Genomic DNA, 22,964 nt, shown 5'->3' on the forward strand with positions numbered 1-22,964 from the left:
CCCGGCCTGAGTCCAGGTCGGGTCAACGAACCCCAAAAAAGCATGACGACTGATTTATTGGACCGCATTCAATCCCCGGCAGACCTCAAGCGCCTGGATCGTCGCGAGCTGAAAAAGCTTGCCGACGAACTGCGCGGCTTCGTGCTGGAGTCGGTATCCAAAACGGGCGGGCACCTGTCGTCCAACCTGGGCACGGTCGAGCTCACGCTGGCCCTGCACCAGGTGTTCGACACGCCGCATGACCGCATCGTCTGGGACGTGGGCCACCAGTCCTACCCGCACAAGATCCTGACCGGCCGCCGCGCCGGCATGGCGCAGTTGCGGCAACAGGGCGGAATTTCGGGCTTTCCCAAGCGCAGCGAATCCGAATACGACGCCTTCGGCACGGCGCACTCGTCCACGTCGATCTCGGCGGCGCTGGGCATGGCGGTGGCCTCGCGCAATGCGGGCGTGCAGCGCCAGCACATCGCCATCATCGGCGACGGCGCGATGTCGGCGGGCATGGCTTTCGAAGCCATGAACAACGCGGGCGTCACGCCCAACATCAACCTGCTGGTGATCCTGAACGACAACGACATGTCGATCTCGCCGCCGGTGGGGGCGCTGAACCGCTACCTGGCGCGCCTGATGTCGGGCCGCTTCTACGCCACCGCCAAGAACGTGGGCCGCGCGGTCTTGCAGCACGTGCCGCCCGTGCTTGAACTGGCGCGCCGCTTTGAAGAGCACGCCAAGGGCATGGTCACGCCGGCCACGCTGTTCGAGGAATTCGGCTTCAATTACGTCGGCCCCATCGACGGCCATGACCTGGACGCGCTGGTGCCCACCTTGCAGAACCTGAAGGCGCTGCAAGGCCTGCAATTCCTGCACGTGGTCACCAAGAAAGGGCAGGGCTACAAACTGGCCGAGGCGGACCCGGTGCTGTATCACGGCCCGGGCAAATTCGATCCCGCCGTCGGTATCCTGCAATCGAAGGCGCCGGGCAAGCGCACGTTCACGCAGGTCTTCGGGCAGTGGTTGTGCGACACGGCCGAGCAGGACACGCGCCTGGTCGCCATCACCCCCGCCATGCGCGAAGGCAGCGGGCTGGTCGAATTTGAAAAGCGGTTTCCGCTGCGCTATTTCGACGTCGGCATCGCCGAGCAGCACGCCGTGACGTTCGCGGCGGGCGTGGCCTGCGAAGGGCAAAAGCCCGTCGTGGCCATCTACTCGACCTTCATGCAGCGTGGCTACGACCAGTTCATCCACGACGTGGCGCTGCAAAACCTGGACGTGACGTTCGCCCTGGACCGCGCCGGCATCGTCGGCGCGGATGGCGCCACCCATGCCGGCAATTACGACACCGCTTTCCTGCGTTGCGTGCCCAACATGGTGGTGGCCACGCCGTCCGACGAAAGCGAAACCCGCTTGCTGCTGTCGACCTGTTATCAGCATCCCGGCCCGGCGTCCGTGCGCTATCCGCGCGGCGCGGGTTGCGGCGCGGTCGAGGCCCCTGGCCTGGATACGGTGGAGCTGGGCCGGGGCGTGGTGCGGCGCGAGGGCAAGAAAATCGCCATCCTGGGTTTCGGCACGCTGGTGCAAGCGGCGTTGGCCGCAGCCGGCAAGCTGGACGCCACGGTGGCGGACATGCGCTTCGTCAAGCCGATCGACAAAGCCCTGATTCTTGATCTGGCCGGCCGCCACGATGCGTTCGTCACGATCGAGGACGCGTCCATCATGGGCGGCGCGGGCAGCGCGGTGCTGGAAGTGTTGAGCGCTGCTGGCGTGCAGATTCCGGTCCTGCAACTAGGCCTGCCGGATGTCTTTATTGACCATGGCGAACAGTCGGCCCTGCTGGCCGGCATCGGTTTGGATGCCGCCGGTATCGAGCAGTCGATCCGTAACCGCTACGCCGAGCTGCTGGCGAAAGACTAAGGCGGTGGCATTTAGCCGGTTTCACTTGGCCGGCCAAGTGCAACTGGCCGTGATCGTCCCACTCGGCGGTCGACCCACTTGGCGCTTGATCCAGCCGGTGGTCGACCCAGCCGTACTTTCCGGCCCTGGCCTCGCCATTGCCCGGAATCTGGAACAGTCTGTTCCGCCGTCACCGACCTACCCATAGAAGGGTTTTCCCTGGCGTAGGCAAGGCTTTGGGCGATAATGGCCCCCTCTTCAAGTTTCCTAGGCGCGTCCACAAGCGATTGATCGCCTAGACAGGTACGCTGACATGAATTCTCCGATCGACCCCGCCCTGGTAATGCCCGATGTCCAAAGTTCGGCGGACACCCGGCACATCCCGATTCAGCGCGTGGGCATTCGTGGTGTGCGCCATCCCATGCTGGTGGAAGGCGGTGATGGGGCGCCCCAGGGCACCGTCGCCAACTGGACGCTGACCGTTGCGCTGCCGCCCGAAGAAAAAGGGACGCACATGTCCCGTTTTGTGGCGCTGCTGGAAAAGTACCGCAGCACGCCCATGACGCCGGCCCGGTTCCGCGCCATGGCGGCCGACATGCTGCCGTTGCTGCACGCCGAAAGCGGCGATATCACCGCCGCGTTTCCGTATTTCATCAACAAATCAGCCCCCATTTCGGGCGTGCAAAGCCTGCTGGACTACGAAGTTCAGTGGATCGCGCGCGCCAAGGGTGATGCGGTCGAATTCGAGCTGGTCGTCCAGGTGCCGGTGACCAGCCTGTGCCCGTGTTCAAAGGCCATCTCGGAGTACGGCGCGCATAACCAGCGTTCGCATGTGACCGTGTCGGCCATTCTTACCGACGACATCAGCATGGACGGCGTGATCCGCCTGATCGAAGAAGAAGGCTCGTGCGAATTGTGGGGTCTGCTCAAGCGGCCCGACGAAAAGTACGTGACCGAACGCGCTTACGACAATCCCAAGTTCGTCGAAGACCTGGTGCGTGACGTGGCCGCGCGCTTGACGGCGCACCCGGGCATCGCGCGGTATCGCGTTGAAGCCGAGAACTTCGAATCGATACACAACCACTCGGCCTACGCCGTCGTGGAAGGCTGAGCCCACCGTGCATCATCCGGCGGCCACCGATTGGCCGCTTATCGCAAGGCTGCAAGCCTGGGAATCGCGGCTGGCCAATAACCTGGCCGGCCGCGGCCGTTTGGGCGTGGCGTTCTACGAGTTTTTCCGCTTTGGGGTCAAGCAAGCCTGGGCCTGCCTGTTCGGCGGGTTGATGTGCGCGCTGTTGCTGGGCACGCACTGGTGGTATCCCAAGGATGCGCTGCTGGCGCGCTACGATTTTCTGACGCTTGCGGCGCTGGGTATCCAGGCCGTCTTGTTGGCGCTGCGCATGGAAACCTGGAGCGAAGCCCGCGTGATCCTGATGTTCCACGTAGTGGGCACCGGCATGGAAATCTTCAAGACGGCGGCCGGGTCCTGGATCTACCCCGAGGCCAGCGTGCTGCGCATCGGCGGCGTGCCGCTGTTCACGGGCTTCATGTATGCCGCAGTGGGCAGTTATCTGGCGCGTGTCTGGCGCCTGTTCGATTTCCGTTTTCGCGCGCATCCCCCGCTGGTGGCTACCGTGGCTTTGTCAGCGCTGATCTATGTGAACTTCTTCTCGCACCATTTCGTCATGGATTTCCGGTGGTTGCTGTTTGCGCTGGCCGCCGTGCTGTTTGCCCGCACCTGGGTGTATTTCCGCATCTGGCGCGTCTATCGCCGCATGCCGTTGCTGCTGGGGTTCGTGCTGGTGGCCTTGTTCATCTGGTTTGCCGAAAACATCGGCACTTTCGCCAATGCCTGGCGCTATCCAAACCAGTCCCACGCGTGGCAATGGGTGTCCATCGCCAAGCTGGGGTCGTGGTTCCTGTTGATGATCATCAGCTACGTGATGGTCAGCGTGGTTAATCGGCCCAGGGAAGTCGCTGTTGCCGATCTGCCGCAAGCGGCGGGGCAGGGCGGCGAAAACGCCCCGTCCCTGATTTCCTGACGCCCCAGTCGCTTGCGAACCGATGCTCAATCGGTAATAATCGAGGGCTTTCTTGCTCGACCGCCCATGGTTTTTGGGTAGCGGGCTGCCCCTTGCCGGGCTGATGTCTTCTGTGTACCACCACGGTCTTCTGTGAACCACTACACAACCACCCATGATGGAAAGCGCGGGTGCAAGACGCCAGGCCGGCAGGACATCCTCAAGGAGTTTTACTCATGCGTCACTACGAAGTAGTGTTTATTGTTCACCCCGACCAAAGCGAGCAAGTGCCCGCCATGGTCGAACGCTACCAAGCGCTGGTTACGGGCCAAGGCGGCTCGGTTCATCGCCTGGAAGACTGGGGTCGCCGCCAACTGGCCTACCCGATCCAGAAGCTCGTCAAGGCTCACTACGTCTGCCTGAACATCGAGTGCGGCCAAGCCACGCTGGATGAGCTGGAACACTCGTTCCGCTACAACGACGCCGTTCTGCGCCACCTGGTCATCAAGACCAAGAAGGCCCAGACCACGCCCTCGATCATGATGAAGTCGGTTGAGCGTGAAGAAGCCCGTAAGGCTTCGGCTGAGGCTGTCGCGGTTCAGCCCGAATAAGCAGGGCTCACGCAGAGCTCAACTTATGAAGTCCCCTTGGTGCCTGGCAGGATGAATCAGCTGGAACTTAGCGCGCGCGTTCTTGAATGCGAGCCTTTGCGCCACACTCCCGCCGGCCTGCCCGCACTGGAAATGGTGCTGGCACACGAGTCCGAAGTTATCGAAGCCGGCCATCCGCGCCGTGTTGAATTGACGATTACGGCCGTGGCACTGGGCGATCTGGCGTTGCTGTTGAAGAACACCGCGTTAGGGTCTGAATTGCTGGTGCAGGGGTTTTTGGCTCCCGCCCGCAAGGACTCGGTGAAGATCAAGCTGCATTTGCAGCAGGCACGCAAGATCAGCGGTAGCGCAGGACGCGATCCGCAGGTGGCTTGAACAGGTTGAGCAAAGGGTGCGAGAGCGCCTTCTGAATACGGATAGGTTATGGGGAGCTGGGCCCGGTTTCTAAAAACCCCGGGTAAAACCCGCCCCCTCAAACATAGAGGCACATATCATGGCTTTCTTCGGAAAACGCAAAGAAAAACGCAAATTCACGCAGCAGAACCCGCTTTTCAAGCGTCGTAAGTTCTGCCGCTTTACCGCAGCCGGCGTCGAAGAGATCGACTACAAGGATCTGGACACCCTGCGCGACTTCGTGCAAGAAAACGGCAAGATCATCCCGGCTCGCCTGACCGGCACCAAGGCAATCTACCAGCGCCAGCTGGACACGGCCATCAAGCGCGCGCGCTTCCTGGCTCTGTTGCCTTACACCGACAACCACAACTAATCCGGGGCACTGAAAATGCAAGTTATTCTGCTCGAAAAAGTCGTCAACCTGGGCAACCTGGGTGAAGTCGTTCGTGTGCGTGACGGTTACGCCCGCAACTTCCTGATCCCCCAGCGCAAGGCCCGTCGTGCTACCGACGCCGCCCTGAAGGAATTCGAAGCTCGCCGCGCCGAACTCGAAAAGGCCCAGGCTGAAAAGCTGGCCGCCGCCCAAGCTCTGGGCGAGCGCATCTCCGGCTACCAGCTGAAGATTGCCCAGAAGGCTGGTGTTGACGGCCGTCTGTTCGGCTCGGTCACCAATGCCGACATCGCCGAAGCCCTGAAGAAGGCCGGTTTCGAAGGCGTTGAAAAGGCGCAAGTGCGTCTGCCCAACGGCCAGCTGAAGTCGGTTGGCGAGTTCCCGATCCAGGTCGCCCTGCACGCCGACGTTGTCGTCGACGTCACGGTTCTGGTGGAAGGCGAACTGTCCTAAGCCGTACCCGCGGTAAAAAGAAGCCGGCCCGCGCGCCGGCTTTTTTTCTTTTTGACCGGCCGTCGTTGCGTTCCGCCTTGTCGGCATTACGCATCGCGCGCCATCTTGCCCAGCTCAGAGGACCTCTTGACCCACCCGCCCGTCCATCACAACGCGCCGCCCGGCCTGCGCGCCTGGCTCGACAGCGTCGACGCCTTGCGCGAACCTTCGGTGCGCGACGTGACGATCGATGGCGTGCGCTGCATCGTCAAGCGCCGGCGGCCCAGTTTTGGGCGTGGCGTCAGCTATGCGCTGCGCTATGTGCGCGCCTTTCTGCTGGGCGTGGGCTGCAAGCTGTTCCTAGGTGAATTTCCGCGCCCCGGCGTGTTGCTGCGCAATGGCCTGACGCATGAAGCCCAGCGCCTGTCGATGCTGCTGGAGGCCGGTTGCCGTGTGCCCGAAGTGTGGTGGCAGGAACAGGGCCTGTTGGTGCTGGAATACGTGGGCGACGACCTGGCTGATCTGATTCGCAACGAAGACGCGACCTCGCAGCTGTGGCTGACCCGGGCGGCGGCCGCCGATCTGGCCGCCTTCCACGCGCGCGGCATGTGGCATGGCGGCGCGCAGATCCGTAACGTCACCCTGCAGGACGGCGAGCTGTGGCGCATCGACTTCGAAGAGAACATCGGGTCGACGCTGTCGCGTCCGCTGGCGCAGGCGTACGACCTTTTCCAGATGTTGTCCTCGCTGGTGTCTTTGCGTAAATTGCCCGATGACGTGGCCGTCACGCTGGGTACACTGGCGCTCGACGTGTATCTGGACAGCAATCCCGATGCCGCCGTCAAAGCGCGCCTGACCCGTCTGGCCCGCATTCTTTGCAGTGTCGCGGCGCCTTTGCGTCCCTTGTTGCGGCGTCTTCCGTCGCGCGATGTGCAAGGGTTTTTTCGCGTTGCGGACATCCTGCAGCCGTTACTATTGAAGTCATGAATACACCTGCCGATCCCCAGCTTGAATACCTGCGCGTTCCCCCCCATTCCATCGAGGCGGAGCAGTCGGTTCTGGGCGGCCTGCTGCTGGACAACACCGCGTGGGACCGCATCGCCGACGTGCTGGTCGAAGAAGACTTCTACCGCCACGACCACCGGCTGATCTGGCACCACATCGCCCGGCTGATTGGCCTGGCGCGTCCCGCCGACGTCATCACCGTCAACGAATCGCTGATCAGTGCCGGCAAGGCCGAGGACTCGGGCGGCCTGGCTTACCTGAACGCGCTGGCGCACAACACGCCGTCGGCCGCCAACATCCGCCGCTACGCCGAAATCGTGCGCGAGCGCGCCATGCTGCGCAAGCTGGTGTCCATTGCCGACGAGATCTCGTCGGCCGCCCTGAACCCGCAGGGCAAGGAAGCGCGCCAGCTGCTGGACGAAGCCGAATCCAAGGTGTTCAAGATCGCCCAGGAAGGCTCGCGCGGCGCCGCCGGCTTCCAGGAAATCCAGCCGCTGCTGACCCAGGTAGTGGAACGCATCGACGAGCTCTACCACCGCGAAGGCAGCTCGGACGTGACCGGCGTGCCCACCGGCTTTACCGACCTGGACAAGATGACGTCCGGCATGCAGGGCGGCGACCTCATCATCGTGGCTGGCCGCCCGTCCATGGGCAAGACCTCGTTCTCGATGAACATTGGCGAACACGTCGCGATTGAGCAGGGCCTGCCCGTGGCGGTGTTTTCCATGGAAATGGGCGCCGTGCAGCTGGCGATGCGTATGTTGGGTTCGGTCGGCCTGCTGGACCAGCATCGGATGCGTACCGGCAAGCTGATCGCCGACGACTGGCCGCGTGTGACGCACGCGGTGCAGTTGATGCAGGATGCGCAGGTGTACATCGACGAAACGCCCGCGCTCAGCCCCATGGAAGTGCGCGCGCGTACGCGCCGCCTGGCGCGCCAATGCGGCCAGCTTGGGCTCATCATCATCGACTACCTGCAACTGATGTCGGGTAACGGCTCGGGCGAAAACCGTGCCACCGAAGTGTCGGAAATCAGCCGCTCGCTCAAGGGCCTGGCCAAGGAACTGAACTGCCCGCTGATTGCGCTGTCGCAGCTGAACCGAAGCCTGGAACAACGCCCCAACAAACGCCCCGTGATGAGCGATCTGCGCGAATCGGGCGCTATCGAACAGGATGCCGACGTGATCCTGTTCATCTATCGCGACGAAGTCTACAACCCGGATTCGCCCGACAAGGGCACGGCCGAGATCATTATCGGCAAGCAGCGTAACGGCCCCATCGGCACGGTGCGACTGACGTTCCAGGGTTCGAGCACGCGCTTTTTGAACTTCTCGGGCGCGCAGCCGCGAGACATGTACTGACCCGGTACTGACCCTGTACTGACCGCCATCAAGACTGCCTTGGTCGCGGCCCAAAAAAAACCGCGCCCCGTTTCATGGGGCGCGGTTTTTTTTACCCTCAGCGCAATAGCAATCGCGGCGATCAGCCTTCGATTTCAGGACGCTTGCCATAGCGCGCGGCCAACACACCGCACACCATCAGCTGGATCTGGTGGAACAGCATCAAGGGCAGCACGATGGCGCCCACGGCGTGGCCGGCGAACAGCACCTGCGCCATCGGAATGCCGCTGGCCAGGCTCTTTTTCGAACCGCAGAAGAGCAGGGTGATGCGGTCTTCCACATTGAAGCCGAACATCTTGCCGGCCAGCGCCGACAGGACCAGGGCAAGCGCCAGGATGACCGCGCAGCACACCACCAGGCCGGCAAGTGCCGGGATGGGCGTGGTGCTCCACAGGCCTTCGTTGATGGCCTCGGAAAAGGCGGTATACACCACCAGCAGGATCGAACCCTGGTCGACGAACTTCAGCATGGCCTTGCGCTTGTGCACCCAGGCGCCGATCCAGCGCCGCGCGAACTGGCCCAGCACGAAGGGCAGCAACAGTTGCAGCATGATCTTGCCGACCGCGTCGAACGAAATCGGCGCGCTGCCGGCATTGGCCACGACCGTGCCCACGAGCAGCGGCGTCAGGAAGATGCCCAGCAGGCTGGAGGCCGACGCGCTGCACACCGCCGCGGGCACGTTGCCGCGCGCCATCGACGTGAAGGCGATGGCCGATTGCACCGTGGCGGGCAGGCAGCACAAGAACAGGATGCCCAGATACAGCTCGGGCGTGACCAAGGGTTCCAGCACCGGCTTGAGCGCCAGGCCCAGCAAGGGAAACATCAGGAACGTGGCAGAGAAAATCGTCAGGTGCAGCTTCCAATGCGTCAGGCCGGCGATGATGGCCTCGCGCGACAGGCGCGCGCCGTGCAGGAAGAACAGCAGGCCGACCGCGATGTTTGTGATCCAGCCAAATATCACCACGCCTTGACCGTGCGCGGGCACGATGCTGGCGATGATGACGGTGCAGATCAGGTAGAGGGTGAAGCGGTCGGGCAGAAGGCGGACTAGGCGTGACATGGATGGATAGAGAGGAGCAGACGAAAGCGGGAACAACGCGCTGCGAACCAGGCGGCAAGGCAAGCGGCAAGCCAAGCGAAAACCCCGCGGCGAATCAAGCCTGGGCAGTCGGCGGCGCATGGGATGCGTCGGAAACGGGGCGTATTGTAGTCCCCGTCGCCGTCGTGCGCCTCAGGGTGTCATTGCCAGCGCCAGGTCGAACGCGGCGACCAGCGAGGCGTGGTCGGCCACACCCCGGCCGGCAATGTCGAAGGCGGTGCCGTGGTCGACACTGGTGCGCACGAAGGGCAAGCCCACCGTGACATTCACGCCGTGGTCCAGCCCCAGGTACTTGACCGGGATCAGCCCCTGGTCGTGGTACTGCGCCACCACGATGTCGAACTCGCCCCGGCGGGCGCGCATGAAGATGGTGTCGCCTGGCCAGGGGCCGCTGGCGTCGATGCCCTCGGCGCGCGCGCGGGCGATTGCCGGTTCAATGATGTCGACGTCCTCGCGGCCAAACTTGCCGCCTTCGCCGGCGTGCGGGTTCAGGCCCGCCACCGCCACGCGCGGCGCGGCGATGCCCATCTGGCGGCACGCGCGGTCGGCCAGCCGCATGGCGGTCAGCTCGGCGTCGGGCGTGATGCGCACGATGACCTCGGCCAGCGCCACGTGTATGGTCACCAGCAGGACGCGCAGCTCGTCGTTGGCCAGCATCATGGCGAAGTCCTGCGTGGCCGAGCGGTCGGCCAGGATTTCGGTGTGGCCGGGGTAATCGATGCCGGCCTCATGCATGGACTTTTTGTTCAGCGGCGCAGTGACGATGGCGCGGATGCGCCCGGCCTGCGCGTCGTCGATCGCGGCGCAGACGTAGTCGTAGGCGCCGCGTCCCGCCGCTGCGCTGATCTGCCCCAGCGGCAGATCGTCAGGCAGGGCCGGACTACAGGCAATGACATGGATGCGCGCCGCATCGGGTCCGGCCTGGCTGACATCGCGAACTTCGACAACGTCCAGGCGTGCGCCCAGCTGGGCAACCGCGCGGCGCAGCGCGCCCGCATCGCCGTACACCACACAGGGAGCGCTCAGGCCTTGCGCGATCGCCTTGACGACGATTTCAGGGCCGATGCCGGCGGCATCGCCCATGGTGATGCCCACGGGCAACGAGGGGTTCACGATGCCTTGTCCTTGGGCGGCTCGACCACGCCGCATTCGAACGTGACCGTGGCGCGCTTGGAGCCCAGGCCCGTGGCGTGGTTTGACGTCACCTTCGGCTTTTGCAGCTTGCGGCCGATGTCCTGGCAATACTGATCGGCGCGTTGCAGCGTCTGGTTCTTCAGTTCTACCCACGTCAGCAACTGCGTGCCCGAACTATAGGTAACGCTGTAAGTGTCTTTGCCGACGGAGGTGACCTCGCTCATGCTGGAGCAGGCGGCTAGCAAGGTCAGCAGGGCGGCGGCGGGGGCAAGGCGTGCAAGCATGGGGCATCCAGAAAACGCGATATCCGCCATTACAACACCATGTCGGTCCGCGAGAAAAGACGGCCGGCCGGTCCGGGCGGGGGCAGCAGACGCCCGCGCGCACCTTCAGGGGGCTGCCACGGCGCTGCGGCGATCGACCTTGCGGCTAAGGACGATGGACGTCTGCGTTTGTTTGACGCCGTCGATCAGGCCTATGCGGTCCAGTAGCTCGTCCAGCTGCTCGTGCGTTTCACAGCGCAGGAAAATCAGGTAGTCATAGGGCCCGCTGACGGACGAAACCTCTTCCACTTCCGGCATCCGTTCCAGTTCGCGGATCACGGCGGCCGGTGTCTTGGGCAGCACGCTGATGAAGCAATAGGCGCGCACGGCGGCTTCTTCCAGCCGGCGACCCAGGCGCACGCCGTAGCCCGACACGATGTGCTCGCGTTCCAGCCGCGCGATGCGGGCGACCACGGTGGTGCGCGCCAAACCCAGCTTGCGCGCCAGGATTGCGGCGGGTTCGCGCGCATTGGCCGAGAGCAGGCTGAGCAATTGCCGGTCGATGTCGTCGAGTCGTTCGTTCATGCAAAAGGCGTGCGGCAAATAGCGAAGAGCCGACGGTACAGGCGCGGGCCCGCCCGCGTCAATGCGATGACGCGTTGCTAGCCGTCCGATTCCGGGGGAATGCCGCCGTGGTAGATGCGGCCATCGAATTCGAATCGGGTGATGGTCTTGTGGGCCGCGTCGAAAATGCGATCGCGGCTGGCGTCGGTCAGGCCGTCGTGGTCGGCGAAGCGGAAGCGGCAAAGGTCGATGTCGCTGTCATAGAACACCGAATTGACGTAGCGGCTGACGTCGGCTTCATGCGCGAAGTGCGCGAATTCGCGCAGCTGCTCCATTTCGTGGAAGGCGCCGTTACGGCTGACCAGCAACATGCCGAATTTGCGTTCCTCGTCGGGCACTGGCTCCGGCGCGGGGGGCGTGCTGGCTGACAAGGCCTCGTCATAGTCGAAGCGGGCGCCGGCGTCGTGCATGGCGTCCACCACGCGTTGCCATTGCGCTTCATCCAGCGACAGGCGCGCCATCATGAAGAACAGGCGTTGCCGGCCTAGCGTGCGCGGCTCGGGGCCGCCCACGAAACTTGACCACGGCGTTGCGGCATCCAGCCCGGCCAACTCGGCCATGCGCGCGTCACTGAATCCCAGCCTGTCCTGCAAGCGCTGCAAGGATTGGGCATCTGGCGGTGCATAGTTCTGGATCGTCTTCATACGCGCGCTCCGGTGGCCCCGTGCGCCGTGGATGGCGCCCGGCGGCGTGCGCCGCGGTGCTTGAGCGGCTACGCTTTATGCTAGCGCGGCCCCTGGCGCTTGCCTAGCGCGGCCCAGGCGTACGGGGGGGGTGGGGGGGGCATGCTAGGATTTGCGCCGATCATTACTGCCAGGAGGCTTCAGCCATGGATACTCAAGAACAAATCGCCGTTATCGTCCACACCATTTCGCACCAGGGCGGCCGCATCGACGCGCTGAATTCGACGCTGCTGTCGATGCTGCATCTGGCCAAGGCATCGCCGGGCCTGCGCGAGGCCATCGAGGCGCAACTGGAACAGAACTACTCCAGTCTGCTGGCCCGTTCCGAAAACCCCCAGTATGTGGCGGGCTTCGAAAGCGTGCGCGACATGATCATTGCCGCGTTGAAATAAGCGCCTGGGGGCGGGCGCTCGGGATCTGTCTTGGCAAGGGCTGTTCTGCGTCGCATCGACCGGAAAGTTACCCACAGCTTCTGTGGACAAGCCTTGGGATAGTCCGGGCATAGATTCGCATTTGCCTTTAAATACAAAGGCTTGGACAGGGCGGTCAAAGGTGGCTCCATTTGCGCGTTTCAAGCGCGCGATTGTGTGGTGTCCACACGGCCGCCAAGCCGGGTAATATGCGGCCCCATGCGGAATCAGTATCGATTGGAACATCCGGGCAGCGTCATGTTGGCGCGTGTCTCGGAAGCGGCAAAGCTGGCGGCGTTCGACCCCGGCAAACTCTCACCCGAAGCGCGCGAGAGCTGGGAGCGCATGGGCCATGGCTTCAAGGCGTGGCACGACTTCGACCAACGCCATCCCATCCTGCGCCGCCTGGCGCTGCTGCCCTTCATCGGCGGCTGGTACCGCAAGGCCCGCCGCCGTCACGTGCTGCGCGCCAGCGGCAGGTTATTCAGCTGACGACGGCGGTCAACGACGGCGCCGCGCCAGCAGGTGATAGGCCAGGCCGATCACCACCCCGATCGCCAGGGCCACGGCCAGCTTGGTCTCTACGCCATGCAGGCGCCCCAGCAGCGATTCAATCGTCTGGCCGAACGCATACCCCACCAGGCTGAAGCAGACCGCCCAGATGACGGCGGCAATGGCATTGAGCACCAGAAAGCGCAGCGGCGGCACGCGGGACATGCCCAGCGCCACCGGGCCGACGGTACGCAAGCCATACAGAAATCGCAGGCTGAGGATGAATCCGTGCGGGTAGCGGTCGATGGCGGCAAGCGCTCTTTCAAAGGCGGGTTTTTCGCGGATGCGCCGCACGTAGCGGTGATCGCGATAGCGGCGGCCCAGGAAAAACAATAACTGGTCCGCGATGAACGACCCGGCAAACGCGCACAGCATCACGTACGGCAGGTGCATCAGATGCTGGTGCGCCAGAAAGCCGGCGAATACCACGACGCTCTCGCCTTCCAGGAACGTGCCGGCCAGCACGGCCCACAGCCCGTAATCGACAATGAACTGGTGCAGGGACGCATTCATGTGGCGCCTTCACCGACAATGCGCGCCAGGGTCAGCAAGGCGCGCGAGATGTCGGGCGTGGTGCGCTGGCCGCAGCTGATCCGCAGGAAGTGGTTGTAGCGCGTGCTGTTGGAAAACATGGCGCCGGGCGCGACCCGGATGCCTTGGCGCAACGCGGCTTCGAACACATCCATGCCGGACCGGCCCTCTGGCATTTCCACCCACAGCAGCATCCCGCCTTGCGGCACGCTTAGCCGTGTGCCGCGCGGGAAGTGCGCGGCAATGGCTTCGGCTGTCTGGTCGCGCTGCGTTTTTAAATGTCGCCGCAACCGTGCCAGGTGGCGGTCGTAGGCGCGCGACCCCAGGTATTCGGCAACGGCGATCTGCGCCAGCGGTTCATTGGGCCGGCTTTGTGCGTACTTGAGCATGGCGATGCGCGCCTTCCAGCGTCCGCCCAGCAACCAGCCCAGCCGCATGCCCGGCGCTAAGGTTTTGTGCATCGACGAACAATAGATGACGTTGCCGGTGGCGTCCCAAGACTTGGCGGCCGCCAGCGGCGCGTCGTCATCGGTCAAGGCGCCGTAGGTGTCGTCTTCGATCAGCGGCACCTGCTGGCGCTCGCACAGCGCGACCAGACGCGCCTTTTCCGCGTCGGGCATGACGCAGCCCAAGGGGTTCTGGAAATTGGGCACCACCACCACGGCCCGAATATTGCCGTGCGTCTGAAACGCCAGGTCCAGGGCCTCGATGGACAGGCCATGTTGCGGGCTGGTGGGGATTTCCAGCGCCCGCATGCCCAGGCTTTCCAGAATTTGCAGCAGGCCGAAATAGGTGGGCGATTCGACGGCGATGGTGTCGCCGGGGCGGGCCACCGCGCGCAGCGCCAGGTTCAACGCTTCAATGCAGCCGTGCGTGACGATGACGTCATCCGGCGTGGCGTTGATGCCGTTGGCCAGGGCGCGGCGCGCCAGCACGGTGCGCAATTCGGGATGGCCTTGCGGGGGCACCGGGCTGACCAGCACATGGGGCGACACCCGCAGCGCGCGTGTCATTGCCTGCTTCAAGGCATCCATCGGATACGCCTCGGGCACCGCCGCCGCCAGCGCAAAGTTGGCGCTGACGGGATGGGCCTCGCATTTGGCGATGAAGTCCGAGACGCGATCGTGGATGCCGACATACTGCGCGGCGCCCAGCGCTTGGCGGATGTCGGGCTCGCTAACGGGGGGGATGCTGTTGCGGCGCGCCTGCAAGACGAAATAGCCCGAGCGGGGCCGGGCTTCGATCAAGCCGTCGTCTTCCAACCGGCGGCAGGCCTGCAAGGCGGTAGACAAGCTGACATGGTGCGTGCGCACCAGCGTGCGCACGGAGGGCATGCGCTGCTCGGGCGCCAGGACGCCCGTCTGGATGGCGCGCCGGTAGTGGTTCGCCAAGCGTAGGTACAGCGGTTGTGGATCCATGTGCCGATCATGCTCCGGGTGGTTGGACTGAAGGAAGGCACAGATTCGAGAAAAGTACACCATAACAGCGGCGAAATCGAGCATCTGCATCGGTACAGAAAGCGGCGCTGTGTGGCTGTTGCGCGAAGCAGGGCGGACGTAGTCTGTCATTGTCCGATTGGAGAACATCATGCACGCCGACCTTGCTTCCCCCACCCCCTTCCAAGCCGCCTCTCGCCGTGTCGAAATCGCCTCGGGCGCCAGCCGCGCCTTCGTCCTGAAGGCGGGTGCAACGCTGGTCTGCGTGTCTGGCAGCGTACGGGTCGAACAAGTGGCGGCCGGCGCGGAAGCCGCGGGCTGCCTGCATCTGCCGCGTTCGGTGCGCGTCAATGCCGGTGAAGCGCACGGCATGGCCGAAGGCGGGGTGGTACGCGTGACGGCGATTCAGGCCGCGGATGTGATCTGCGTCGACCTGCCCGGTCCAATTGCTCGCTTTTTGAACGCTATGACAAAAATATTTCGGCGTAAAACGGCCAAATCCGCGAATAATCGGCTGGGTGCGCTGCACAAGATTTCATAATGGTGTATGATTCATCACATCAGACGCGGGGTGGAGCAGTCTGGCAGCTCGTCGGGCTCATAACCCGAAGGTCGTAGGTTCAAATCCTGCCCCCGCAACCAGTTTCAAGAAAAAGCCGCGATGCATATCGCGGCTTTTTTTCGTCTGCGCTTTTCGTCCGCGCCGCTGGTCTGTTCTTTTCACGTTCACTTGCCCTGGGTCAATCCTTTGTTCCAGTCCGGAGTTTCCCGGATGTGCCCGCCCGCACAGCGCCTCAACCCTGAGCTACCATGGGTCACGCGCGCTAGGTTGCCGCACAAGAGGAGGGTCCATGGGTACAGCAAAATACGATCATCCCGGATTTGTCGCCGACACAGGCGCTGAAGGCAAGTACCACGTCGGCATCTGGTGCCCGCACGGTTATCCCGCCCACATCCACATTGGCCGGCCTGCGGAACGCGGTGATCCCCAAGCGCTGCTGCGCCTGCGCATCCCGGATGGCGTCTTCCAGTCCTTGCCCGATGATCCCGAAACCCTGTGCCGCCGCGCGCTGGGCCAAGCCATGGGCGCGGGCTTGCTGCGAACCGTGGCCGTGGACGGCGAATATCAGGAACTGCGTTTCGAGATGGACGCCGAGCCCTGGTCGGGGCCCATGCAAGCAGCGGGTAACGCCTGAGGGCGGAAGTTACCCACAGCGACTGTGGACAAGCCTTGGGATAGCCTTTGCGCATGTCCGAATTGTCCAGTGATAACAAAGGCTTGGCGCCTGCGGTCAATAAGTGGCCGGTGCCAGGCCTTTTTCTTTGCCCGATAGCGGCGTTGCGCTGACTCCGCGCGCACTCGCGAGCCGGTCTGGCGCAAGCGCCATGCGACAATCCTTCCCGCGTTTTGTCGTCTGCGACTCGTTCCTAATTTCCCATGCACTGTCTTCTATCTTTCCTTCCGCCCGCCATGATGGGCCGGCTGCCATGACGAACCTGCACCACGAGGCGTCCTCCACCGCGCCGCGCGTCGCGGTCATTGGCGGTGGACCGGCGGGGCTGATGGCGGCGGAAGGCTTGGCCGCACAGGGCTTGCAGGTCGATGTGTTTGACGCCATGCCCTCTGTCGGACGCAAGTTCCTGATGGCTGGACGCGGCGGGCTGAATCTGACGCATAGCGAAGGCCCGAGTGCATTCCTGACGCGCTATGGCGCGCGCGCGGATTACGTCGCGCCCTGGCTGCAAGCCATGGACGCGACGGCGCTGCGCGAGTGGGCCCACGCACTTGGCATCGAAACGTTTGTGGGCTCGTCGGGCCGCGTATTCCCGCAAGAGATGAAGGCCGCGCCGCTGTTGCGCGCGTGGTTGGCGCGGTTGCGTGCCGGCGGCGTGCGTTTCCACATGCGGCACCGTTGGCTGGGCTGGCCGGAAGATCAGGCGATGTCCCCGCAAACGCTACGCTTTGAGACGCCCGACGGGGTCCGGACGTGGGCGGCGGATGCGCTTGTGTTGGCGGTGGGCGGGGGAAGCTGGGCCAAGCTGGGATCGGATGGCGCCTGGGTGCCGGGATTGCGGGCGCACGGCGTCCCCGTTGCGCCACTGCGCCCGGCCAACTGTGGCTTCGACGTGGCGTGGTCCGCGCACTTTGTTGAGCGTTACGCGGGCCAGCCCGTCAAGTCGGTGTCCATGTCGTGCGCCGCGATGCCGACGCGGCAAGGCGAATTCGTGGTGTCCGCAAGCGGTATCGAAGGCAGCCTGGTGTATGCGCTGTCCGCGGCGTTGCGCGACGAAATCGACCGATCCGGCCGCGCGGTCGCGATGCTGGACCTGGCGCCCGATTGGACGCAGGACAAAGTCAACGCAGCCGTCATGCATCCACGCGGTGCGCGCTCCATGTCCAGCCACCTGCAAAGCCGCATGGGTTTGACCGGCGTGAAGGCGGGCCTGCTGCGCGAATGCGCGACGGCGGAAGACTTCAAGGACCCGGCTCGGTTAGCCATGCGCATCAAGGCGCTGCCAGTGATGCTGTTGCGGCCGCGTCCCATGGACGAAGCCATCAGCACGGCGGGCGGCGTGGCGTTTGATGCGGTGTCGGCGGGTCTGATGCTGGAATCGGCGCCCGGCGTGTTCTGCGCGGGCGAAATGCTGGACTGGGAAGCGCCGACGGGAGGCTATCTGCTGACCGCTTGCATGGCCAGTGGCGTGGTCGCCGCAAAGGGCGTGCGCGCATACCTGGCTGGCCAGCACTAAGGCCGGCCGCCCGCTCTTGGCGCTGCCTTCAAGACCCCGACGGGTAGGGTGACATGCCCACCGGGGCGCGCGGGGCCAGGTCGCCGACCACATGGCCGACCACCGGGGGCGCGCCTTCTTCGGGTTGCGTAATGATGCCGATCACGCGTGTGATGGCGCTGGCGGGAATGCCGGTGCCGTGCGCCGGATCTTGCACCAACTGCCAGACGGTGGCGTCGGCGGGGCCGGCGTCCGTCACGGTTTCGATGGAAGAATCCAGGCAGCTGCGCGCAAAAAAGGACCAGTCCGATGCGCTGCAAGGCAAGCCGTGTGCCGTGGCCAATCGCGCCAAAGCCAGAGGTGCATCCGCCTGGCTCGCGGCATGCTGGGCGGCCGAGCCCAGCGTGACGTCCAGTGACAGCAAGCGGAGAAACTCTACGACGTTGTCTGAATTCATTGTGGGTCTCCTGTCAGCCGGGGCTTTGTCCCAGCATCGACACTAGCGATTTCTTCAGGCGCGCCGAAAAGATCGGCACCGTGTGCGACACGCCATTGCGGTCGACGCCTTCTTTCAGCTCAACGGACTGCCCCAGGAAAATCTCGGGCGCGGCGTTGATGTCGTTGTAGCGGGCAAGCAGTTCATTGACATGGCTTTGTGCGTCGGCAAGGGTGCTGCTGTCGGCAAGCTTGCCCGCCGCGTGGGCTTGCAGAATTCGGTGCAGATCGTCGATAAACAGCGCCAAAGCCGCTTGTCCGCGGCACTGCGGCTGTTCCCAGCCCCAGCCCTGTGGGCCGGCGCCAGCGTTCTGCGATACGGGTTTTTTGTTCATTTGCGAATCCTAATCCATTGCAGGCAAATACGCGACACCGCGCCGGGACGGGGTTGTCACGGCAGCGTAAGGGCGGTTACGGGGTTTGGTCCGGCCGGGTTACAAAGTGCGGCCAACGGCCCGCAGCCTGGCTGGCGGCCGAATTGTAGGCGCGAATTTGTAGGCCCGATGCGACACGCGCTGCAAGCTGGCTGTCAGGGCGTCCTGGTGGTGCGCAACTCTGTCCCTTTGCGGTATGCTGGCTTCGGTTTCCACGCCCAGACAGGAGATGTTTATGAAAAACAAAGTTGTTCTCGTCATGCTGCTTTCGATCGCCGCGCTTTCGGCGGGCTGCAATACTGTTGCGGGCGCCGGCAAGGATATTCAACGAGGCGGTGAGAAGATCGAAGGCGCTGCGAAGTAAGACCGCAACGCCGAGTTGCTGATGAGTCAGCCCAAGGCCACGCGCGAAATGCCCAGGCATTTCCCGCGTGGCCTTTTTGCGGCCGCTGGCATAATCGCAAAAGTCAGAATTTCAATGCGGGAAGAATCATGCGCAAGTCTGTATGGGTGGGTGTAACGCTGGCAGTCCTGTTGGCCGGCTGCGCGAGCAAGGGGGTTTACGAATCCGACGCCGTGCAAAAAGAGACCTTTAGCGTCGACACCAACTACCAGGCCGCCTTCCGCAGGGGCGGCGAATATGTGCGCACCTGCCACGTGAATGTGCAGCATCCGTATGGGTTGGCGTACGCGTGGCGCCACACCCTGGGCGAGAAGGGCGCGCCCGATGAAATCCAGGTGTACAAGGTGGGCGAACCCGCCAAGGTGCTGGAACTGATCTCCGCCGAGGCCGACGGCCCCGCCAAGTCCAAGGTCACGGTCACCGTGCTGGGACAGGGCCGCTGGGACGCGGCCGAAATCGCCGCCGCGCGCGCCTCGATTCAAAGCGCCACGCCGGCCTGCCGCGCCGGCAACGGCGGCTGATTCATGGACGCCCGCAACCCGCAGCGTCGATCCTCGGGGATGTCTTTTGCGTTGCTCGCGGGCGGCTTCCGATTCTTGGGCTGGCTCAACGGCGCATCCGCGCTGGCGCTGGTCGCGTTCTCGCTGGGCATCGTGGGCGGCGACATCGCGGCGCCCGATCTGCAATTGCCGTTGGCACTGTTCCTTGCCGGCTTGTTGACCTCTTGCATGGGCCTGTTGTTCGGCTACCTGGCGCAGGTCAGCTTGTTGCGGCAGGGCGACATCGGCCACGTCACACGGGGCCACTGGCCGGCGCAGCTGCTGGCGATGATCTGCTATCTGTTGGGCGCATTGGCGTTCTGCGCGGGCTGCTGGTTTTCGCTGGGTCAGGTGGCACCGGGGGCGCAGCAGAACACGTCCTACGCCAGCCGGTAGACCATGGAGTGGTTATGGGGCCGCGTCCCCATCGGCCGCTGCCAAGGCGTGCTGCCCGGTCCGCCGTGGCGCGGAAATAACAAGGGTAAACCCTTGTACGCAAAAATATTGGACTTGCACTTGTGTTGGGAATAATATGCGCGCTGCGTATATAAATCCTCTTTCTCGGGGCCCGTCATGACCATCTCCCAGCAAGCCTTCCTGCGCGACGCCATGCGACGCCTGAACCTTACGCGCGACGTGTTCGCGACGCGCATCGGTGTCAAACGCCGGGCGCTGGACACGTGGTTGCTGCCCGAGGGCTCGCAAGAATTTCGCGCCATGCCGGAAGTGGTGCAGCGCTTTGTCAGCGAGATCGTCCAAAACGGCGTGCTGCTGGAAAAATATACGCAAAGCGTACAAGACGGCCCCCTGCGTGAAAGGATCGCCGTAGAAGGCAAGAACCAGTTGCTGTCGGTGGACCAGTTCACCCGCGAATCGGTTGAAGACCTGTTCCGAGTGGCCGACATGATGCAGCCCATCGCGCGCCGCCAGAAAGTGTCGCGCGTGCTGGAAGGCGCCGTGCTGGGCAACCTGTTTTTCGAAGCCAGCACCCGCACCCGCGTCAGCTTCGGCTCGGCATTCTGCCGCTTGGGCGGTTCGGTGTGCGACACCACGGGCTTCACGTTTTCGTCGATGGCCAAGGGTGAGTCGATCTATGACACCAGCCGCGTCATGAGCGGCTATGTAGACGCCATGGTGATCCGCCACCCCGAGCAAGGTTCGGTTGCGGAATTCGCGCGCGCCACCAACATTCCGGTGGTGAACGGGGGCGACGGCCCGGGCGAACACCCCAGCCAGGCCCTGCTGGACCTCTACACGATCCTGACGGAATTTTCGCGCCTGGGTAAGTTGCTGGATGGCGCGCACATCGCCATGGTCGGCGACTTGAAGTATGGCCGTACCGTGCATTCGCTGATCAAGCTGATGGCGCTGTACAAGAACGTGAAGTTTTCGCTGGTGTCGCCCAAGGGGCTGGAGATGCCCAGCTACATCATTGAGCAGGCCAGCCGCAACGGCAACATCATCGAGCAGAAGACGTCGCTGGCTGAAGGCCTGGCGGGCGCGGATGTGATCTACGCGACGCGCGTGCAGAAAGAGCGCTTCGCCAACGAGGAAAACGAAGGCTACACGCCCGATTTCCAGATCAACCGCGCCATCATCGACGCGTATTGCAGCCCGGAAACCATCGTCATGCACCCGCTGCCGCGCGACAGCCGACCGGGCGCCAACGACCTGAGCGTGGACCTGAATCATGATCCGCGCCTGGCCATCTTCCGCCAGACGGACAACGGCATTCCGATCCGCATGGCGATCTTCGCGGTGCTGCTGGGCGTTGAAGGGCTGGTGCAGCATTCGCTGCGCGACGTCACGTGGCAGCATCCGTCGCACGTGGGCCCGGACGATTCGGTCTTCCACGGCTTGGAATAAGCGGCGTCATAAGCCGCGATACCGCTGCCGCGCGTGGGCCCCTCTAGGGGCCCACTTTCTTTTAGCGCATAATCCGCGCTGGTTTTTCGTCGCGTGTCGCTTTTGGCACGCGCGAAGTTTTTGGGGCGGATGATTTATGTCTTCGAGCAAGACGGCGTTGCCGGTTTGGACAAGCGGCGCTGATCAAGCGTGCTACCTCAGCGCATCCAACGCGCAAGCGTGGGAAGCGGTCTACCAGTCAGTGGACGCCTACACGCGCGGCCAGGTGGCAGCCGTGGTCGCGGACAGCGCCAAGGAACTGGTGGACGCGTTCTATTCGACCTTGCTGGCCGACGTTGAAGCCGGCCCGCGCCTGTCCCACGAGATCGTCTCGACGCGGCTGCACAAAGGCATGAAACACTGGCTGCTGGGGCTGCTTTGCGTGCGCGACCAGGGCGATATCGTGGCGTTGATGGCCACGCAGAAAAAGGTGGGCGAAGTGCATGCCCGCGTCCATATCCCCATCCATCTGGTGATGGCGGGCGCGCGCGTGCTGAAAAACGAGATTGCCGAAAGGCTGCGTGCCAGCGATCTGGACGGCATGGCTGCGTCCATCGCCACGCAATACGTTTGTAATCTGTTTGACCTGGCCATCGAGCAGATGAGCCGCGCCTTCATGCGCGACATCAACCGTGGCGCGCGCAACGACGAGGCCTACCGGCTGTTCGCATTGGGGCAGAACATTTCCACCGAACGCGAGCGCCAGCGCGCCGCACTGCTGGAGTGGAGCCAGGCCGTGCTGATCGGCCTGCATTACCGCGCGCCGGAACAGGCGCTGCCGCGCCTGGCGGCTTCGGAATTCGGCCTGTGGTTGCAGCACAAGGGCGGTGTGCTGTTTGAAAGCGCCCCTGCATTGCGCCAGATCACCGACGCGGTTGCCGAGCTGGACGACGTGGTGCTGCCCCGGCTGCTGATGGACGACGGTGAGCGCCAGTTGTCGATGCCCGACCAGGTGCGGCAATTGCAGGAGCTGGTGGCGCGCATCAAGCATCTGCTCAATGGCCTGTTCGATATGGTGGCCGAGATTGAAAGCGGCAGCGACCCGCTGACCAACGTGCTGAACCGGCGCTTTTTACCGTCGGTCATTGGGCGCGAGATTGCCATTTCCAGCCGTCAGAGCAGCCTTTTTTCGGTCCTGCTGCTGGACATCGACCACTTCAAGGCCATCAACGACGCGCACGGGCATTCGGGCGGCGACCATATCCTGCGCCAGTTTGCCGAAGTGGTTCACCAGTCGTGCCGGTCCAGCGATTTTGTGTTCCGTTATGGCGGTGAGGAATTTCTGGTGGTGTTGGTGGACACCGGCCGGGAAGCCGCGCTGGCGGCGGCGCAGAAGCTAGGCGCCGAGATCCGCCGCCACGCGTTCACCATCCCAGAGGCGGGGGCGCAACGCATCACGGCCAGCATCGGGGTGGCCACCTTCGACGGCCACCCGGACTACGCCTACCTGATCGACCGGGCCGACAAGGCGCTGTACCAGGCCAAGCTGGCCGGACGCGACCGCAGTGTGGCGGCGTAAGAGGGCGCGGCGGTTTTGGTGGCTCGCCAAATAAGCCCCAGCAAAAAACCCCCATTCATGGGCGGGCTTTTGTCCTTCTCTTTATCAAATCTTGACGCTGCGGCCGGTGGCAGGGTGGTGTTAT

28 protein-coding genes and 1 tRNA gene are annotated in these 22,964 nt (G+C 63.8%); 20 read left to right on the forward strand and 9 right to left on the reverse strand.

Annotated features, from left to right (window positions below; translation table 11 throughout):
• Nucleotides 1-42 precede the first annotated feature (42 nt).
• The 9 genes from dxs (at nt 43) to AC6LJY_RS09890 (ending at nt 8,104) form a co-directional block, all read left to right on the forward strand.
• A complete protein-coding gene (gene dxs / locus AC6LJY_RS09850) occupies nt 43-1,911 on the forward strand; it encodes a 1-deoxy-D-xylulose-5-phosphate synthase (protein ID WP_104143192.1) in 1,869 nt (622 codons plus the stop codon).
• Nucleotides 1,912-2,203: 292 nt separating this feature from the next.
• Entirely contained in the window at nt 2,204-3,001 is a 798-nt protein-coding gene (gene folE2, locus AC6LJY_RS09855; RefSeq protein WP_498135831.1) for a GTP cyclohydrolase FolE2, read from the forward strand.
• A gap of 7 nt (nt 3,002-3,008) precedes the next feature.
• On the forward strand, nt 3,009-3,932 hold the full coding sequence (locus AC6LJY_RS09860; protein ID WP_314364639.1) for a DUF817 family protein: 924 nt from the start codon (nt 3,009-3,011) through the stop codon (nt 3,930-3,932).
• Between the two features lie 215 nt (nt 3,933-4,147).
• A complete protein-coding gene (gene rpsF / locus AC6LJY_RS09865) occupies nt 4,148-4,522 on the forward strand; it encodes a 30S ribosomal protein S6 (protein WP_006218306.1) in 375 nt (124 codons plus the stop codon).
• 51 nt (nt 4,523-4,573) lie between these two features.
• The gene (gene priB / locus AC6LJY_RS09870) at nt 4,574-4,897 is read left to right on the forward strand and encodes a primosomal replication protein N (RefSeq protein WP_046802801.1); all 324 of its coding nucleotides are present in this window, start codon (nt 4,574-4,576) and stop codon (nt 4,895-4,897) included.
• Nucleotides 4,898-5,015: 118 nt separating this feature from the next.
• Entirely contained in the window at nt 5,016-5,288 is a 273-nt protein-coding gene (rpsR, locus tag AC6LJY_RS09875) for a 30S ribosomal protein S18 (RefSeq protein WP_006218308.1), read from the forward strand.
• Between the two features lie 15 nt (nt 5,289-5,303).
• Entirely contained in the window at nt 5,304-5,759 is a 456-nt protein-coding gene (gene rplI, locus AC6LJY_RS09880) for a 50S ribosomal protein L9 (RefSeq protein ID WP_046802802.1), read from the forward strand.
• 126 nt (nt 5,760-5,885) lie between these two features.
• Nucleotides 5,886-6,725 carry a BUD32 family EKC/KEOPS complex subunit gene (locus AC6LJY_RS09885; RefSeq protein ID WP_120154478.1) on the forward strand — a complete coding sequence of 280 codons (840 nt, stop codon included), beginning with the start codon at nt 5,886-5,888 and terminating at the stop codon, nt 6,723-6,725.
• Nucleotides 6,722-8,104, forward strand: coding sequence for a replicative DNA helicase (locus tag AC6LJY_RS09890; protein ID WP_006218311.1), 1,383 nt, complete (start codon nt 6,722-6,724; stop codon nt 8,102-8,104). The genes AC6LJY_RS09885 and AC6LJY_RS09890 overlap by 4 nt, the downstream gene beginning before the upstream one ends.
• A 121-nt stretch (nt 8,105-8,225) precedes the next feature.
• Here the strand turns inward: AC6LJY_RS09890 and AC6LJY_RS09895 are convergent, their stop codons facing one another.
• The 5 genes from AC6LJY_RS09895 to AC6LJY_RS09915 form a co-directional block, all read right to left on the reverse strand.
• Entirely contained in the window at nt 8,226-9,203 is a 978-nt protein-coding gene (locus tag AC6LJY_RS09895; RefSeq protein WP_498135832.1) for a bile acid:sodium symporter family protein, read from the reverse strand.
• A gap of 171 nt (nt 9,204-9,374) precedes the next feature.
• A complete protein-coding gene (pdxA, locus tag AC6LJY_RS09900; RefSeq protein WP_498135833.1) occupies nt 9,375-10,355 on the reverse strand; it encodes a 4-hydroxythreonine-4-phosphate dehydrogenase PdxA in 981 nt (326 codons plus the stop codon).
• Nucleotides 10,352-10,660 carry a hypothetical protein gene (locus AC6LJY_RS09905; protein WP_052945921.1) on the reverse strand — a complete coding sequence of 103 codons (309 nt, stop codon included), beginning with the start codon at nt 10,658-10,660 and terminating at the stop codon, nt 10,352-10,354. Before AC6LJY_RS09905 ends, pdxA begins: the two co-directional genes overlap by 4 nt.
• Before the next feature lie 105 nt (nt 10,661-10,765).
• Entirely contained in the window at nt 10,766-11,224 is a 459-nt protein-coding gene (locus tag AC6LJY_RS09910; RefSeq protein WP_046802807.1) for an Lrp/AsnC family transcriptional regulator, read from the reverse strand.
• Nucleotides 11,225-11,301: 77 nt separating this feature from the next.
• Nucleotides 11,302-11,907, reverse strand: coding sequence for a hypothetical protein (locus AC6LJY_RS09915; RefSeq protein ID WP_498135834.1), 606 nt, complete (start codon nt 11,905-11,907; stop codon nt 11,302-11,304).
• A 185-nt stretch (nt 11,908-12,092) separates the two neighbouring features.
• On the opposite strand from AC6LJY_RS09915, the gene AC6LJY_RS09920 reads away from it, so the two are divergent.
• Together AC6LJY_RS09920 and AC6LJY_RS09925 are read left to right on the forward strand one after the other, a co-directional pair.
• Complete coding sequence (locus AC6LJY_RS09920; protein WP_046802809.1) at nt 12,093-12,338, forward strand: hypothetical protein; 246 nt, start codon at nt 12,093-12,095, stop codon at nt 12,336-12,338.
• 237 nt (nt 12,339-12,575) lie between these two features.
• Nucleotides 12,576-12,848, forward strand: a complete 273-nt coding sequence (locus AC6LJY_RS09925) for a hypothetical protein (RefSeq protein WP_223264785.1) — start codon at nt 12,576-12,578, stop codon at nt 12,846-12,848.
• 9 nt (nt 12,849-12,857) lie between these two features.
• Here the strand turns inward: AC6LJY_RS09925 and AC6LJY_RS09930 are convergent, their stop codons facing one another.
• Entirely contained in the window at nt 12,858-13,421 is a 564-nt protein-coding gene (locus tag AC6LJY_RS09930) for a DedA family protein (RefSeq protein ID WP_046802810.1), read from the reverse strand.
• On the reverse strand, nt 13,418-14,857 hold the full coding sequence (locus AC6LJY_RS09935; RefSeq protein WP_498135835.1) for an aminotransferase-like domain-containing protein: 1,440 nt from the start codon (nt 14,855-14,857) through the stop codon (nt 13,418-13,420). The genes AC6LJY_RS09930 and AC6LJY_RS09935 overlap by 4 nt, the downstream gene beginning before the upstream one ends.
• A 169-nt stretch (nt 14,858-15,026) precedes the next feature.
• On the opposite strand from AC6LJY_RS09935, the gene AC6LJY_RS09940 reads away from it, so the two are divergent.
• From AC6LJY_RS09940 to AC6LJY_RS09955, 4 genes are all read left to right on the forward strand, one after another.
• Entirely contained in the window at nt 15,027-15,416 is a 390-nt protein-coding gene (locus AC6LJY_RS09940; protein ID WP_498135836.1) for a hypothetical protein, read from the forward strand.
• 24 nt (nt 15,417-15,440) lie between these two features.
• Nucleotides 15,441-15,517: transfer RNA gene (locus tag AC6LJY_RS09945), tRNA-Met, on the forward strand.
• 209 nt (nt 15,518-15,726) lie between these two features.
• Nucleotides 15,727-16,071 carry a hypothetical protein gene (locus AC6LJY_RS09950; RefSeq protein ID WP_046802813.1) on the forward strand — a complete coding sequence of 115 codons (345 nt, stop codon included), beginning with the start codon at nt 15,727-15,729 and terminating at the stop codon, nt 16,069-16,071.
• A 292-nt stretch (nt 16,072-16,363) separates the two neighbouring features.
• Nucleotides 16,364-17,626: a TIGR03862 family flavoprotein gene (locus AC6LJY_RS09955; RefSeq protein ID WP_498135837.1), complete on the forward strand. Its 1,263-nt coding sequence runs from the start codon at nt 16,364-16,366 to the stop codon at nt 17,624-17,626.
• Nucleotides 17,627-17,654: 28 nt separating this feature from the next.
• On the opposite strand, the gene AC6LJY_RS09960 is transcribed toward AC6LJY_RS09955, so the two are convergent.
• Together AC6LJY_RS09960 and AC6LJY_RS09965 are read right to left on the reverse strand one after the other, a co-directional pair.
• Nucleotides 17,655-18,062 (reverse strand): hypothetical protein, encoded by a 408-nt coding sequence (locus AC6LJY_RS09960; protein ID WP_314362323.1) that lies wholly within the window; start codon nt 18,060-18,062, stop codon nt 17,655-17,657.
• 13 nt (nt 18,063-18,075) lie between these two features.
• Entirely contained in the window at nt 18,076-18,435 is a 360-nt protein-coding gene (locus AC6LJY_RS09965) for a hypothetical protein (protein WP_046802815.1), read from the reverse strand.
• A 274-nt stretch (nt 18,436-18,709) separates the two neighbouring features.
• Here AC6LJY_RS09965 and AC6LJY_RS09970 point away from each other — a divergent pair, with 274 nt between their 5' ends.
• From AC6LJY_RS09970 to AC6LJY_RS09990, 5 genes are all read left to right on the forward strand, one after another.
• The gene (locus AC6LJY_RS09970) at nt 18,710-18,838 is read left to right on the forward strand and encodes an entericidin A/B family lipoprotein (RefSeq protein WP_039883990.1); all 129 of its coding nucleotides are present in this window, start codon (nt 18,710-18,712) and stop codon (nt 18,836-18,838) included.
• Between the two features lie 128 nt (nt 18,839-18,966).
• Nucleotides 18,967-19,398, forward strand: coding sequence for a BPTD_2524 family lipoprotein (locus AC6LJY_RS09975; protein WP_104143199.1), 432 nt, complete (start codon nt 18,967-18,969; stop codon nt 19,396-19,398).
• 3 nt (nt 19,399-19,401) lie between these two features.
• On the forward strand, nt 19,402-19,812 hold the full coding sequence (locus tag AC6LJY_RS09980) for a hypothetical protein (RefSeq protein ID WP_046802817.1): 411 nt from the start codon (nt 19,402-19,404) through the stop codon (nt 19,810-19,812).
• Between the two features lie 177 nt (nt 19,813-19,989).
• Nucleotides 19,990-21,282, forward strand: coding sequence for an aspartate carbamoyltransferase (locus AC6LJY_RS09985; protein ID WP_046802818.1), 1,293 nt, complete (start codon nt 19,990-19,992; stop codon nt 21,280-21,282).
• Between the two features lie 136 nt (nt 21,283-21,418).
• Nucleotides 21,419-22,840, forward strand: coding sequence for a diguanylate cyclase (locus tag AC6LJY_RS09990; RefSeq protein ID WP_104143201.1), 1,422 nt, complete (start codon nt 21,419-21,421; stop codon nt 22,838-22,840).
• Nucleotides 22,841-22,964: the final 124 nt, after the last annotated feature.

It is taken from the genome of Achromobacter sp. RT286_PF, from assembly GCF_059760425.1.

What these genes read in the sequence shown, in the direction of transcription:
- dxs (WP_104143192.1), top strand. Translation starts at nt 43, where the DNA reads ATGACGACTGATTTATTGGACCGCATTCAATCCCCGGCAGACCTCAAG.
- folE2 (WP_498135831.1), top strand. Translation starts at nt 2,204, where the DNA reads ATGAATTCTCCGATCGACCCCGCCCTGGTAATGCCCGATGTCCAAAGT.
- rpsF (WP_006218306.1), top strand. Translation starts at nt 4,148, where the DNA reads ATGCGTCACTACGAAGTAGTGTTTATTGTTCACCCCGACCAAAGCGAG.
- priB (WP_046802801.1), top strand. Translation starts at nt 4,574, where the DNA reads ATGAATCAGCTGGAACTTAGCGCGCGCGTTCTTGAATGCGAGCCTTTG.
- rpsR (WP_006218308.1), top strand. Translation starts at nt 5,016, where the DNA reads ATGGCTTTCTTCGGAAAACGCAAAGAAAAACGCAAATTCACGCAGCAG.
- rplI (WP_046802802.1), top strand. Translation starts at nt 5,304, where the DNA reads ATGCAAGTTATTCTGCTCGAAAAAGTCGTCAACCTGGGCAACCTGGGT.
- AC6LJY_RS09890 (WP_006218311.1), top strand. Translation starts at nt 6,722, where the DNA reads ATGAATACACCTGCCGATCCCCAGCTTGAATACCTGCGCGTTCCCCCC.
- AC6LJY_RS09895 (WP_498135832.1), bottom strand. Translation starts at nt 9,203, where the DNA reads ATGTCACGCCTAGTCCGCCTTCTGCCCGACCGCTTCACCCTCTACCTG.
- AC6LJY_RS09905 (WP_052945921.1), bottom strand. Translation starts at nt 10,660, where the DNA reads ATGCTTGCACGCCTTGCCCCCGCCGCCGCCCTGCTGACCTTGCTAGCC.
- AC6LJY_RS09910 (WP_046802807.1), bottom strand. Translation starts at nt 11,224, where the DNA reads ATGAACGAACGACTCGACGACATCGACCGGCAATTGCTCAGCCTGCTC.
- AC6LJY_RS09915 (WP_498135834.1), bottom strand. Translation starts at nt 11,907, where the DNA reads ATGAAGACGATCCAGAACTATGCACCGCCAGATGCCCAATCCTTGCAG.
- AC6LJY_RS09920 (WP_046802809.1), top strand. Translation starts at nt 12,093, where the DNA reads ATGGATACTCAAGAACAAATCGCCGTTATCGTCCACACCATTTCGCAC.
- AC6LJY_RS09925 (WP_223264785.1), top strand. Translation starts at nt 12,576, where the DNA reads ATGCGGAATCAGTATCGATTGGAACATCCGGGCAGCGTCATGTTGGCG.
- AC6LJY_RS09930 (WP_046802810.1), bottom strand. Translation starts at nt 13,421, where the DNA reads ATGAATGCGTCCCTGCACCAGTTCATTGTCGATTACGGGCTGTGGGCC.
- AC6LJY_RS09935 (WP_498135835.1), bottom strand. Translation starts at nt 14,857, where the DNA reads ATGGATCCACAACCGCTGTACCTACGCTTGGCGAACCACTACCGGCGC.
- AC6LJY_RS09940 (WP_498135836.1), top strand. Translation starts at nt 15,027, where the DNA reads ATGCACGCCGACCTTGCTTCCCCCACCCCCTTCCAAGCCGCCTCTCGC.
- AC6LJY_RS09950 (WP_046802813.1), top strand. Translation starts at nt 15,727, where the DNA reads ATGGGTACAGCAAAATACGATCATCCCGGATTTGTCGCCGACACAGGC.
- AC6LJY_RS09955 (WP_498135837.1), top strand. Translation starts at nt 16,364, where the DNA reads ATGACGAACCTGCACCACGAGGCGTCCTCCACCGCGCCGCGCGTCGCG.
- AC6LJY_RS09960 (WP_314362323.1), bottom strand. Translation starts at nt 18,062, where the DNA reads ATGAATTCAGACAACGTCGTAGAGTTTCTCCGCTTGCTGTCACTGGAC.
- AC6LJY_RS09965 (WP_046802815.1), bottom strand. Translation starts at nt 18,435, where the DNA reads ATGAACAAAAAACCCGTATCGCAGAACGCTGGCGCCGGCCCACAGGGC.
- AC6LJY_RS09970 (WP_039883990.1), top strand. Translation starts at nt 18,710, where the DNA reads ATGAAAAACAAAGTTGTTCTCGTCATGCTGCTTTCGATCGCCGCGCTT.
- AC6LJY_RS09975 (WP_104143199.1), top strand. Translation starts at nt 18,967, where the DNA reads ATGCGCAAGTCTGTATGGGTGGGTGTAACGCTGGCAGTCCTGTTGGCC.
- AC6LJY_RS09980 (WP_046802817.1), top strand. Translation starts at nt 19,402, where the DNA reads ATGGACGCCCGCAACCCGCAGCGTCGATCCTCGGGGATGTCTTTTGCG.
- AC6LJY_RS09985 (WP_046802818.1), top strand. Translation starts at nt 19,990, where the DNA reads ATGACCATCTCCCAGCAAGCCTTCCTGCGCGACGCCATGCGACGCCTG.
- AC6LJY_RS09990 (WP_104143201.1), top strand. Translation starts at nt 21,419, where the DNA reads ATGTCTTCGAGCAAGACGGCGTTGCCGGTTTGGACAAGCGGCGCTGAT.